This window comes from Sorangium sp. So ce296 (genome assembly GCF_051529605.1).
In the GTDB taxonomy this organism is placed as follows: domain Bacteria; phylum Myxococcota_A; class Polyangia; order Polyangiales; family Polyangiaceae; genus Sorangium; species Sorangium cellulosum_D.
Genome location: NZ_CP150325.1, coordinates 9,151,776 through 9,164,119 on the forward strand (window position 1 = coordinate 9,151,776; position 12,344 = coordinate 9,164,119).

The window sequence follows — 12,344 nt, forward strand, 5'->3', positions numbered from 1 at the left end:
CAGGCCCGTACGCGTCATCCATGACACACGCCCCGAGGAGCACGAGGGCAGTGGCCGTTGCTGCGGATAAGCAAGCTCGCATGGAAAAATCCTTTCATAACGCGCGGCGCACGAGGCGATCCGCGAAAGGTCCTCGCTCTCCGGGGCCGGCGGATCAATCGACCGGAGGCCCCCGGAGAGCGAGGATCAAGGAACGACCTCCATGTTGCTCCGGCAGCTCGGACTCAATCACCAGAGTCTCAAAAAAACGTGCGCTTTCGACAAATCGGAGTTTTCGCGGCGCACGAGAACGCCTCTGGCTCCCGCTGACGCCCGATGGCGGCGGGCCGCGAAATCTGACCTTGTCGGTGGTCTCTCGACATCCCCCGCGACCCTTGCGTGGGCCACCGAGCGAGCTCCTCCGTGAGATCCTTGTCGCTGCCGGCCGGGGCACGGATCCGGATCCGTGGCTCCTCCGAGGATCCCGCGCCTCGCATCGCAGCTCACGCGCCGCGGCGGCGTGCCGGGCTCGATTGTCCACAGAAAGTCCACAGCATGTGGACAGATGTGCAGTGGTCGTGGGGGCCGGCGCGGCTAGAGGCGCTCGGCGGTGCAGGCCTGCGCGCGCTGGCTCGGCGGGAGCTCGCCGTCGTCCAGGCACGCGTCGTAGCACGCGTCCGAGTCGTTCGGCACGAGGTTCACCGTCACGATCTTCGAGCGCGCGGGCCGCGCCGGGGGCCGAGCATCACAGCAGGGTGCCCTGGAGGACGATCTGCGCGACGTTGAAGTAGATGACGAGCCCCGAGACGTCGACGAGGGTCGCGACGAACGGCGCGGAGGCGCTGGCCGGGTCGAAGCCGAGCCGGCGGATCGCGAAGGGCAGCATCGAGCCCGCGAGCGTTCCCCAGGTGACGATGCCGACCAGGCTGATGGCGACGGTGGCGGCCACCTCGCGGTAGTGCTCCCCGTACGTGTGGAAGATGGCCTGCCACACGAGGATGCGGACCAGACCGATCGTGGCGAGGATGACGCCGAGCGACAGCCCGGCGGTGAGCTCGCGTCGGACGATGCGCCACCAGTCCTTGATCGTGACCTCGCCGAGCGCCATCGCGCGGATGATCAACGTCGTCGCCTGGGATCCGGAGTTGCCGCCGCTCGAGATGATGAGCGGGACGAAGAGCGCGAGCACGACCGCCCTCGCGATCTCCTCCTCGTAATGCCCCATGGCGCTCGCGGTGAGCATCTCGCCGAGGAAGAGCGCCGAGAGCCAGCCGCCGCGCTTCTTCACCATGGCCAGCATGCTGGTCTGCATGTAGGGCGTGTCGAGCGCCTCCATGCCGCCCAGCTTCTGGATGTCCTCGGTGGCCGCCTGCTGCACGACGTCGACGATGTCGTCGACCGTCACGATGCCCTTCATCCGGCCCTCGGCGTCGACGACCGGGAGCGCGTTGAGATCGTGGTGCGCGATGACGCGCGCGACCGCCTCCTCGTCCAGCGTGTCGGGCACCGAGATGACGTCCCGGCGCATGACCTCGGACACCAGCTTGTCACCCGGCGCGACGAAGAGGTCCCTGAAGGACACCACGCCCTGCAGCCGCTGCTCCTGGTCGAGCACGTACGCGTAATAGATCGTCTCGAGCTTCTCCTGGGCCTGCCGCTGCAGGTACCGGATGGCCTCGCCGACCTTCATGTCGGGCCGCAGGCGCGCGAACCGCGGGCTCATCAGGCCGCCGGCCGCGTCCTCGGCGTACGCCATGAGCGCCGTCACCTCACGCCGCGTCGGCTCGTCGAGCATCTCGAGGAACGAGTCGCGGTCTTGCGGCGGAACGAGCTGGATCACGTCCGCCGCGTCGTCGGGCGCGAGGAGCCGCATCCAGAGCTGCCGCTCACCGCTGTTCATCGCGAGCAGGATGGCCGCCTGCTCCTGCCCGGACAGGCTCAGGAAAAAGCTGTGGACCTCGCTCCGGTCGACGTGCTCGAAGCTCTCGACGCGCTCCGCGGGGGACAGGACCGCCCAGATCTCGCGGAGCTCGGCGGCGGTGAGACGGTCGTCAGGCATGGCTCGCCTCCACGACGAGGGGTTGCTGGGAAAGGGGGACGACGAGGAGGTCGAGGCGCAGGCGCCGGCCTCGACGCAACGCGAGGATACGGCGCCGAGCCCTCGTGCACGAGCCCATCTGCGCGCAAAAGGCCTCAGCGGCGCCCGCGATCCATCTCCTTGAGGGCGAGCTTCGCGATCGCCCGCAGGGTGTCGAACACGCCGCGGCCGCTCGCCGCCGCGGCCTCGAAATCGGGCGCTCCGCCCGGGTTGAGGAGCGCGCGGAGCTCCGCGACGTCGGAGATCCCGTCGAGATCCCGCTTGTTGTACTGGATCACGAGCGGCAGCCGCCCGGGCGAGCGGCCCTCCTCGGCGAGGTTGTCCCAGAGATCGGCCATTGACTCCAGGTTCGCGTCGAGCCGGGCGCGCTGCGAGTCCGCCACGAACACGACGCCATCCATTCCCTTCAGGATCAGCTTCCGGCTCGCTCGATAGAAGATCTGGCCCGGCACGGTGTAGAGCTGGAGGCGCGTCCGGAAGCCCGACAGGCCCCCGAGATCGAGCGGCAGAAAATCGAAGAACAGCGTGCGATCGCTCTCCGTCTTCAACGAGATGAGCCGCCCCTTGGCGCTCGGCACCGTCCGATCGTACACGTACTGAAGGTTCGTCGTCTTCCCGCAGAGCCCGGGCCCGTAATAGACGATCTTGCAGTAGATCTCCCGGGTCGCATAGTTGATGAACGACATCGGCGTGCTCCTCACAGAGTCGACGTTCGAGGGGAGGCAAGGCCGGTCCCCGCATTGGAAGCGAAGGCGATCGGCCGCGATCGCTCGGAAGCGAAGGCAGCGGCCGACCACCGCGCGCGAAGAGAAGGCGACCGCCCGCCCTCACGACGGAAGGAAGGCAGTTGGCCGTCGCCCTCGAAGGGAGGGCGACGGCCGCTCCCCCATCGAATCCCCGCGTCGAGCGCGGCGCGCGCTACGTCACGCGCCGCCGGCGCCGCGCCGCGCGCTACGTCACGCGCCGCCGGCCGCGAGCCCCTGTGTCGCCGTCGCGGCGGCGACCGGGGCGGCGCCGGCGGCGCTCAGCAGGACGCGTCGGCGATCGCGTGGAGCGCGGCCACGAACCCCTCGAGGGAGGCGTCGCGCGCGTCGCTGTGCTTCACCAGCCGCTCGTTCACCGCGATGAGCTCCGCGACGTCCTGGCTCGCGCCCGGGATCCGCCGGAGCTCGTGGACCGCGCGGCTCACCCGCGACGGCGGGTCGAGGCACGCGAGCGCCGACAGCGCCGCCGTCGCGCCTTCCTGGTGGCCCGCCGCGAGCGCCTCGCGCGCCATCCCGAGCAGGACCAGCGCGAAGGCGACCTGGATCGCCTCCAGGAAGCCGCGCGAGACCTCCTTGCCGCCCTGGCCGGCCTCGCTCCACGCGAGCGTCACGAGCTCGCCTATCTCCGAGAAGGCGCGCCGCGACATCAGCGCAGAGAGCGTCTCCAGACCGTGCTTGTCCCAGGCGGCCCGCGTCGTCAGCTGGCGCGCGAGCCAGGGGAGCACGGCATACGCGTCGCTCCCCGCCCGGATCGACCCGAGCGCGATGTCGAGCAGCGCGGCCCGCGCCACCCCGTGCGCCTCCAGCCAGACGAGCAGGTTCGCCCGCTCCGACCCCCGCGGCGTCCGCCGCGCCTTCTCGAGGATCGCGTCCCGGAGCACGGCAGGAAAACGGCGGATATGGGCGCTCCAGTCCTCGTCCGAGCCGCGCGCGCGCTCCATCGCCAGCGCGGCCAGCGCGCCGTCGTCGAGCGACAGCAACCCCGCCCGCCGCGCCGCGAGGATCTTCGCGACCGGCAGATCGCGCAGCGCCGGGCGCTCGGCGAGGCCGTCGAGCTCGTCGCCGTCGAGGAGCGGCTCACTGCGGACCTTCGGCGAGAGGACGAACTCCGAGGGCCACTGGACGGGCTCGCGCCGGCAGCGCGCGAGCACGCGCTCGTAGATCGCCGCCGGGACCTTGCCGCGCACGAGATCCGACAGCTCGATCCACTCCTCCTCAGCGAGCGTGAGCCGCGGCACGCCCAGCACCTCGTGCTGGAAGTGCGCCGGATCCCGGATCGCGAGCCGGGCGAGCTGCTGAATCACCGGCCCGCTGAAGCCGCTCTCGCACCGCGCCCTCCAGCGCAGGAGATCGGATGTCCCGAGCTCCTCGATGTGCTCGGACAAGAAGGCATGATCGTCCGGCTCGAGCACCGGCTGGCGGAGCACATGAAAGAAGGCGACGGGACGGGCACGGCCCCGATGCGCGCGCACCAGGGCGTCGATTTCCGCCTTTCGCATGGCGCGACCTCGTCATCCCCGGCCTGTGCGGCACGGGGACGTCTCTGCGTCTATCGTCGCCTGGCGCTTGCGCGGCCCGTCATGACTCGGCGGTCGGTGGAATGACGGATCCTGTTCCGGACCGGTGTGGCGAGGATAGCGCGAGCGCGACCTCTGTCAAGATGGCAGGCGCGGCAGGGCCCTTTTGCCGCGGCCGGAGAGAGCGGGTGACGCGCCCTGCGCCTCCCGGCGCGTTGGTCTGGTCAACTTGCCGCGCCTCACGCCGGCCCGGCGACGAACCGCAGCGGCAAGGCAACCGGGCCGCGCACGGTGAGGGTGCGGTTGTAGACGATCTCCCCGGGGCAGCGCTCGATCCGGGCGAAGCGCGCGATCAGCGCTTCCAGCGCCGCGCGGGCCTCCATGCGGGCCAGCGCCGCGCCGATGCAGAAGTGGATGCCGTTCCCGAACTGGAGCCCTCCGTGAGAGCCGCGGTGCAGGTCGAACCGATCCGGCTCGGGGTACTGCCGCTCGTCGCGGTTGGCCGATGCGACGAGCGCGAGCACGAGCGCCCCCGGCGGCAGCGTCGCCCCGGCGAGCTCCACCTCCCGGGTCGTCAGCCGGGGCACGGACTGGCTCGGACCGTCGTACCGGAGCACCTCTTCGAGGAAGAGCGGCACGAGGTCGGGCGCGTCGCGCAGGCGCCGCAGCATCTCCGGATGATCGGCGAGGAAGAGGAGCGCGTTGCCGAGCAGGTGGGTTGTCGTCTCGAGCCCCCCGAGCAGGAGCAAGACGAGGAAGTCGACGATCTCGGTGTCCGTCAGCGCCTGTCCGTCGGCCTCGGCGCGGATCAGGTCGCTCACGGTGTCGTCCGCCGGGGCGCGGCGGCGCGCCGCGACGACGTCGCACAGGTACCCCGTCAGCTCGGCGATCGTCGTCCGGACGCGCTCGGCGTGCGCGGGGGGCTCCGGGCCGGGCGTGACCGAGAGGATGTCGTCGGCCCAGCGCTTGAAGTGCCGGCGGAGCCCGTGGTCGAGCCCGAGCACCTCGCCGATGACGAAGGCCGGGAGCGGCATCGCGAGCGCCTCGACGACGTCGAGCTCTCCCGCGAGGCCGCTCGCGAGCTCCTCGGCGACGGCGCGGACGCGCGGCGCGAGGCGGGCCACGGTGCGCGCCCCGAACGCCCGGTGGATGAGCCCGCGGAGGCGCGTGTGCGCCGGCGGATCCAGGGCGAGCATCGAGTTGGCGAGCGGGTTGTACCCCACCCAGGGCGGCTGCCACGCGGCCTTGAAGCCGTGCGACGAGAAGAGCTCCGGGTTCCTGAGGACGAAGAGCACGTCCTCGTACCGGCTCACGGCCCACATTCCGCCGGGCTCGACCTGGCAGACCGGCGCCGCGCGGCGCAGCTCGGCGTACCAGGGATACGGGTCGGCGCGAAACGCGGGCGAGAGCACGTCCATCCGATGATGCATCGCGGTTGCCTCCCGGGCCCCTCGGCCGGGCAGCGCGCTCGAGGACCGAGGGCGGCGCGGGCGAGCGGACCACGGGGGCACCCGAGAGCACCCCGGAGGCCAGGCCGCGATCGCCGGATTTTGCGGCCGTCGCGCGGGACGGAGCGCCGCGCAGCCGGTCAAGATGACCTGGTGGTCGGTCATGTTGACCGAGCGAAGCCCGGGAGGGCTTCGCGCCTCCCGGGCTTCGTTCTCTCGTGCTGTCAGCGCTCCGCGCCGCGTCGCACGGTCACCTACTTGCAGAACACGAGCAGCTTCTTGACGCCATCGACGTCGAAGACCTTGACGGCGACGACATCGCTCACGTCGACATCGTTGTTGCTGAGGACGTCGCCGATCTTGATCCCGTTGGCGACATCGACGTCCTTCAGCACGTTCTGCAGGTTCAGGATCTGGAGGTTCAGGATGAGGTTGTTCAGCGTATCGTCCACGACGTCGATCTCCGCGTCGTTGAGGATGTCGTCGAGGTACACGATCTTGATGCTGTCGATGTCGATGACCTCATCGTTCAGATCCAGGACATCCGTGAGCTGGGCGGCGACGGCCACGAGCCCGGCGGCCACGTTGCCGTAGTCCGGAAGGTCGGACTTGGTCGGCGTCTGATAGCTCGCCAGCGCGGCGGTCGACATGCTGAGGGCAACGAGAGCAGCGGCGACGCCAGAGAGAACGCGAGACTTGATCGACTTCATGGTTGTTCTTGTCCTTTGAAGTGGTTCGTTTTGGTTGCTTTTGTTTCGTTTGCGGTACAGGTTGATCGCTGGTGGCCTTTTACGGTTTCAACCCATCGATCGTGCGCTCGGGCGGCTCGGGTCGCTCTTTCTTTCGTACTGTCAGCGCCCCGCGCCGCGTCGCGCGGTCACCTACTTGCAGAACACGAGCAGCTTCTTGACGCCATCGACGTCGAAGACCTTGACGGCGACGACATCGCTCACGTCGACATCGTTGTTGCTGAGGACGTCGCCGATCTTGATCCCGTTGGCGACATCGACGTCCTTCAGCACGTTCTGCAGGTTCAGGATCTGGAGGTTCAGGATGAGGTTGTTCAGCGTATCGTCCACGACGTCGATCTCCGCGTCGTTGAGGATGTCGTCGAGGTACACGATCTTGATGCTGTCGATGTCGATGACCTCATCGTTCAGATCCAGGACATCCGTGAGCTGGGCGGCGACGGCCACGAGCCCGGCGGCCACGTTGCTGTAGTCCGGAAGGTCGGACTTGGTCGGCGTCTGATAGCTCGCCAGCGCGGCGGTCGACATGCTGAGGGCAACGAGAGCAGCGGCGACGCCAGAGAGAACGCGAGACTTGATCGACTTCATGTTGGTTTATCCTCGTGGTGACAGGTTCTTGTTTTGGTTTGACCGTTCAACGCGCGCAAAACACCGGTTCGTCATGAGCCAGTCACGGGTGCCAGTCATGGGTGATCGATCGCGCGCTCGGGTGGCCCCGTCCGTCGGGTGCACGTCCGCTTGGATCGATCTCGACCTGTGGTCGCCAGCCGGCGCTCTCGCGCCGGTCTCGATGCAGCCATGTTGTACCGAGCGGGCTCCTTAAAGGAGCCCTCCCGCGCGGCGCGCTGCTGCGAACAGCCCTGCGCGCCGCGAAATCAAGGTTCGCTCATGCCGTCCCGGAGTTTGTGCGCTCCACTTGCAGAGCCGTTCGGCCCTCGCGCTGGAGCCTATTCACGGTTGATGCCAACCCCAGAATCGGTGTCAGGACAGCAGAACCATGAAAGAGTTCAGTGGCTCTGTCGCCCGGACGACAAAGGTGCCTCACTGGGGCTGTGACAATGAGACAAGACACAACAGGCTACGTGGAGCCGCGTGGGCTCTCTGGCGTAGTGCGCTTCTGTCGTTGTCTATTTCGAGCTCATATGATATCAATTTAGTTTTGCCCGCGCAAGGGATGGGACGATGCGTCGATGCTGCCCGGCCGCGGGGGTGGTCAGTTTCATACCGCCTCTGCCCGTCCCGTCATCCGCTGGCGAGCTCATCCAGGGTGATGACGCCCGCGCCGCGCCGAGCGAGCGTCGTGCGGCGCGAGCGGCTTTCGCCGAGAAATCGGGCGGTAGCCGCGCGAAGGGCGGACTGAGCGGTCGTCTCGACATCCGCCAGGAGCGGTAACCGGACCCTCCTCTGCGGTCGTGTCTCCGCGGGTGCCGCATGCTGGAGCCTGCAGGCGCATGCCCGGGCCCGCAGGTGCATGCCCGGGCCCGCAGGTGCATGCCCGGGCCTGCAGGTGCATGCCAGTGCCGGCAGGTGCATGCCAGTGCCTGCAGGTGCATGCCGTGGCCCGCAGGTGCATGCCGTGGCCCGCAGGTGCATGCCGCGGCCCGCAGGTGCATGCCGGGGCATGCAGACTCGACCGCGGAGCACCGACGGTCGCTGGTGCGGACCGATCCTGGCGCACCGCCGGCCCGGGGGCCGCGCGCTCGGTGCGCGCGGGCTACCCGCCCGTCCCGAGGTGAGAAGCAATAGAGGGTATCGCGGCGCCCGGCGGCGTCGCGACAGGGAAGCTACGTCGGTATCCTGCGATCGCATCGAATCCGTAATGCTGCTCTCTAAACGATCCACTGGACCTTCGAGAGCTGTTTGGCAGGAGACAAATCGGAGCCGGCGAATGGGCGGCAGATGGGGTAACGGGCAGATCGTGGGGCGGCCCTCGACCCGGCTCGCGCGGATGCCTCCTCTCGCGCTGGCCGCCTGACGTCGCTGGGCGCACCTCGAGAGGCGCCGTCCTCGTCGATCCAGCCGCTCGGGCGCGCCGCCCGGAGGCGATGCGCGCCCGTGGAGCGCCGCCCGAACGCGGTGTCCGCCGTCGCCTCGAAGCGCGGTCGAAAACGTGCTGTCCATTCGTCCACGCTCCTCCAGGGGCGTCCTGGATGTCGCGGGGAGCGCACATCGGCTTGCGTCATCCCGCAATCGATTGCGCTTCGATTGCCGCCGTGCCAACCCAAATGGCAGAGACGCGCCCAGCCGCTCGGCTGAAAAGGCAGCGAGATAGTCGATCTCGTCGGCGATGCAGCAGGAGGGGAAGAAAACAGGCAACGCTGGCGTGTAAATTGCGACTCCTCGCGACAGACGCCCACGTCGAATGCGCCCGGCGCCGCCGAGGCGACACCGTGGAACCATTCGTTCCTTACGAAAGCAAGGTTGGGAAGAGCCATGATCGATCAACGACGAGCGTTCAACCGCAGGCACTTCTTGCAAGGGATGACCCAGCTCGCCGCGGTCGCCGCCGCGGCGCCCGCGCTCGGCTCGGACCCGTGGAGAGGCGCCACCTGCACCAGGCTCACCCCGGGGCAGCCCGAGGACGTGAGCATGAGCTCCGAACGGCTCGAGGACGTGTTCGCACGGATTCAACGCCGGGTGAGCGAGGGCCTGTTCCCCGGCGCCACCGCGCTGGTCGCGCGGAACGGGGTCGTCGTGGGGCACCGGGCCTTCGGGAGCAAGGTCGCCGGCGCGGACGAGCCGGTGACGCTCGACACGATCTTCGACCTGCAATCGATGACCAAGGTGCTCTCGACGGCCGCCTCGGCGCTCGCGCTCGTGCAGGAGGGGGTGATCGAGCTGAGCGATCCGGTGGCCAGCTACCTGCCGGAGTTCGCCGCCAACGGAAAGGGGGGCATCTCCGTCTACGACATGCTCCGTTACTCGGCCGGCCTGCCGATGGACAACCAGTGCCTGGACGAGCCGGACGACGAGACCGCGTGGCGCATCATGGCCGAGACGCCGCTCGAGTACGCGACGGGCACGTCGGTGCTCTACAGCGATCTCACGTACCGCCTCCTCGGGCGCATGATCGAGGCCGCCGCGGGGGACGATCTGGACGCCGTCGCGCGCGCCCGGATCTGGGAGCCTCTCGGCATGAACGACACGATGTACAACCCGCCGCCGGGGCTGCTCGAGCGCATCGCGGCCACGGGGTACTCGCCCCTCCGGGGCTACGTCGTCCGCGGCGAGGTGCAGGACGAGCAGGACTTCGCGCTGGGCGGCGTCACCGGGTGTGACGGCGTCTTCTCCACGGCGATGGACATCGCGGTGTTCTGCCAGATGATCATGAACGGGGGCGCCTACGGCGGCGCCGAGGTCCTACGGCCCGACCTCGTGCGAAAGATGAAGAAGAACAACACGCCCCAGGTGACGGCGGCGGCGACCGACACCTCGCCCATCAACAACCTGCTCTTCACCCCGAAGGGCCTCGGCTGGGAGCTCTGGACGAGGCGCTTCTCGAACGGCGGCATGCGCCTGTCGCCGCGCGCGTACGGCAAGGCGGGCGGCGCCGGGACGTTCGTGTGGGTGGATCCGGATCTCGAGATCATCGGCGTCCTCTTGACCAACCACGGCCTGCCGCAGCCGTTCGACGACATCGGCTGGAGCCGGATGCTCGACGCCATCGGCTGCGCCGAGTTCTTCGACGGCATCATCAACGCGGTGCACGGCTGAGCGCCCCGCGGGCGCGCCGGGCGGGCGGTCAGTCCGGGTCGAGCGCGTAGACGGCCGTGGTCGTCTTGCGCCCGGTGAGGTTGCGCTCGCCCAGCGCGCGCAGGGGGAAGGCGTCGCCGGCGAGGGACCGGGTGGCCTCCGAGACCAGCACCTGGTTCGGCGCCGCGATCGCCTCGAGCCGCGAGGCGACGTTCACCACGTCGCCGATCACCGTGTACTCCATCCGCTTGTCGGAGCCGACGTTGCCCACGATCGCCTCTCCGGAGTTCACGCCGATGCCGAGGCGGACCTCGACGTCGTATCGCTCGCGCCACTCCTCGTTCGCCGTCTCGAGGAAGCGCATCATGTCCTCCGCGGCCGCGAGCGCGCGCCGCGCGTGATCCGCCTGCGCGAGCGGGGCGCCCCAGACGGCCATGATGCAGTCGCCGATGAACTTGTCGACCGTGCCCCCGTGCCGGAACACGATCTCGGTGAGCATCGAGAAGAGCTCGTTGAGGAGGGCGACCATGCGCTCGGCGTCGCGCGACTCGGCGAGCGGCGTGAAGCCGACAACGTCGGCGAAGAGCACCGACACCGCCGCCCGCTTGCCGCCGAGCGCGAGCGGGTGCTCGCCCCGCACGATCGCGTCGACGACGGCCTTGTCCATGAACCGGCCGAGATCGCCGCGGAGCTTCGCCTCCCGCGCGATCTCGGCCTCGCCCTGCTCGAGATCCGCGGCCATGCGGCCGAGCGAGGCGGCGAGCTCGCCGATCTCGTCGCGCCGCCCGCGGAGCCCGTCGCCGAGCGCGATCTCGCGCCAGCGCCGGGCGCCGATGAGCCGCGCCTGCGCGACGAGGTGGAGGACCGGGCGCGTCACGTGGCGGGCGGTGAAGACCGCGAGGACGAGCGCGAGGGCGAGCGCGCCCGCGGCGACCCCGAGGCCGCGGCGCCGCATCTCGTCGAGCGCGGCGAAGGCCACCGGCTCCGGGCGCCAGATCGCGACCGCCCAGCCGAGGTCGGGGAGCGTCTCGATGGCGCCGATCATCCGCTGGCCGCCCTCGTCGTGCGGGCCGAGCACGCTGATCTTGTCGGTCCACACCGCGCCCGGCGGGAGCTTGCCCCAGAGCGGCAGGGCCGAGACGTCGGCGCCCGGCGCCGCGCCCGGCACGCCGAACGCCGCGATCGCCCGGCGATCGTGGCCCGCGATGAGCAGGCGCACCTCGCGGCCGCCGAAGCGGCGCGCGGCGATCGCCGCGAGGTCGCGCCCGAGCGCGTCGAGCGCCACCTCCGCGACCACGTAGCCGGCAGGGCCGGCCGGGGAAGGCGGCGCCGCGCCGGCGGGCGCGTCGGCCGCGCCGGCGGGCGCATCGGCCGCGCCGGCGGGCGCGTCGGCCGCGCCGGCGGGCGCGTCGGCCGCGCCGGCGGGCGCGTCGGCCGCGCCGGCGGGCGCGTCGGCCGCGCCGGCGGGCGCCGCGCCGGCCGCGCCCGCCCCGCCGGAGGACCGCACGCGGGCCACGAGGAGGCCCCGCGCCGGACCGACCACGCCGAAGCCGACCCCGCGCTCGTCCGCGAGCCGGCGCAGCGCGGCCGGCGCCGCGGGGACGTCCGCGCCGGACGAGGCCTTGCGGATCACGGTGCCGATCCCCGCGTCGGGCACCTCGAGCCGCACCGCGTCGACAAGCGCGCGCGTCGCGACGAGGGCGCGCACCGACGCGACCGCATCCTCGTCGCGGATCGCGCCGCCCGCGGCGTGACCGAAGATGGCCGCCGCCGCGACGACGTCGCTCTCGACATCCCGGACGAGCTGGATCGAGACCGAGGCCACCTCGGAGAGGATCGCCGCCTGCAAGGCCTCCTCGGACGTCCGCACGGCGCGCCGGTTCACGTCGGCGAGGAGCGTGACGGCGACGGCCACGGGGACGAGCGCGATCCCCGCGAACAGCGCGATCGCCTTCGCCTTGAGCGAGAGCGCCCTCACGCGGCGCCCCCGGCGCGCGCCCGGGTGGTGGTCGACTTTGCCCAGAGAGTGTCCACATGAAGGCGGGAAGGCGGGAAGATCATTGATGTTTTCTTCCCGCCTTCCCGCCTTCATGTTC

The 12,344-nt window shown here is 70.3% G+C and carries 8 protein-coding genes; 1 reads left to right on the forward strand and 7 read right to left on the reverse strand.

What is annotated here, in order from left to right; all coding sequences use genetic code 11:
• Positions 1 to 724 precede the first annotated feature (724 nt).
• The 6 genes from mgtE to WME98_RS33975 form a co-directional block, all read right to left on the reverse strand.
• Positions 725 to 2,038: a magnesium transporter gene (mgtE, locus tag WME98_RS33950; RefSeq protein WP_437945835.1), complete on the reverse strand. Its 1,314-nt coding sequence runs from the start codon at positions 2,036 to 2,038 to the stop codon at positions 725 to 727.
• A 134-nt stretch (positions 2,039 to 2,172) separates the two neighbouring features.
• The gene (locus WME98_RS33955) at positions 2,173 to 2,763 is read right to left on the reverse strand and encodes a GTP-binding protein (protein WP_437945836.1); all 591 of its coding nucleotides are present in this window, start codon (positions 2,761 to 2,763) and stop codon (positions 2,173 to 2,175) included.
• 338 nt (positions 2,764 to 3,101) lie between these two features.
• Complete coding sequence (locus WME98_RS33960) at positions 3,102 to 4,340, reverse strand: hypothetical protein (protein WP_437945837.1); 1,239 nt, start codon at positions 4,338 to 4,340, stop codon at positions 3,102 to 3,104.
• A gap of 257 nt (positions 4,341 to 4,597) precedes the next feature.
• The gene (locus WME98_RS33965; RefSeq protein ID WP_437945838.1) at positions 4,598 to 5,788 is read right to left on the reverse strand and encodes a cytochrome P450; all 1,191 of its coding nucleotides are present in this window, start codon (positions 5,786 to 5,788) and stop codon (positions 4,598 to 4,600) included.
• A gap of 272 nt (positions 5,789 to 6,060) precedes the next feature.
• Positions 6,061 to 6,456 carry a hypothetical protein gene (locus WME98_RS33970; protein ID WP_437945839.1) on the reverse strand — a complete coding sequence of 132 codons (396 nt, stop codon included), beginning with the start codon at positions 6,454 to 6,456 and terminating at the stop codon, positions 6,061 to 6,063.
• Between the two features lie 231 nt (positions 6,457 to 6,687).
• Positions 6,688 to 7,143 carry a hypothetical protein gene (locus WME98_RS33975; RefSeq protein ID WP_437945840.1) on the reverse strand — a complete coding sequence of 152 codons (456 nt, stop codon included), beginning with the start codon at positions 7,141 to 7,143 and terminating at the stop codon, positions 6,688 to 6,690.
• Positions 7,144 to 8,988: 1,845 nt separating this feature from the next.
• Between WME98_RS33975 and WME98_RS33980 the strand changes: the two genes are divergently transcribed.
• A complete protein-coding gene (locus WME98_RS33980; protein ID WP_437945841.1) occupies positions 8,989 to 10,269 on the forward strand; it encodes a serine hydrolase domain-containing protein in 1,281 nt (426 codons plus the stop codon).
• Between the two features lie 28 nt (positions 10,270 to 10,297).
• Here WME98_RS33980 and WME98_RS33985 read toward each other — a convergent pair whose 3' ends face one another.
• The gene (locus WME98_RS33985; protein ID WP_437945842.1) at positions 10,298 to 12,226 is read right to left on the reverse strand and encodes an adenylate/guanylate cyclase domain-containing protein; all 1,929 of its coding nucleotides are present in this window, start codon (positions 12,224 to 12,226) and stop codon (positions 10,298 to 10,300) included.
• Positions 12,227 to 12,344 lie beyond the last annotated feature (118 nt).

What these genes read in the sequence shown, in the direction of transcription:
- WME98_RS33960 (WP_437945837.1), bottom strand. Translation starts at nt 4,340, where the DNA reads ATGCGAAAGGCGGAAATCGACGCCCTGGTGCGCGCGCATCGGGGCCGT.
- mgtE (WP_437945835.1), bottom strand. Translation starts at nt 2,038, where the DNA reads ATGCCTGACGACCGTCTCACCGCCGCCGAGCTCCGCGAGATCTGGGCG.
- WME98_RS33975 (WP_437945840.1), bottom strand. Translation starts at nt 7,143, where the DNA reads ATGAAGTCGATCAAGTCTCGCGTTCTCTCTGGCGTCGCCGCTGCTCTC.
- WME98_RS33970 (WP_437945839.1), bottom strand. Translation starts at nt 6,456, where the DNA reads ATGTCGACCGCCGCGCTGGCGAGCTATCAGACGCCGACCAAGTCCGAC.
- WME98_RS33955 (WP_437945836.1), bottom strand. Translation starts at nt 2,763, where the DNA reads ATGTCGTTCATCAACTATGCGACCCGGGAGATCTACTGCAAGATCGTC.
- WME98_RS33965 (WP_437945838.1), bottom strand. Translation starts at nt 5,788, where the DNA reads ATGCATCATCGGATGGACGTGCTCTCGCCCGCGTTTCGCGCCGACCCG.
- WME98_RS33980 (WP_437945841.1), top strand. Translation starts at nt 8,989, where the DNA reads ATGATCGATCAACGACGAGCGTTCAACCGCAGGCACTTCTTGCAAGGG.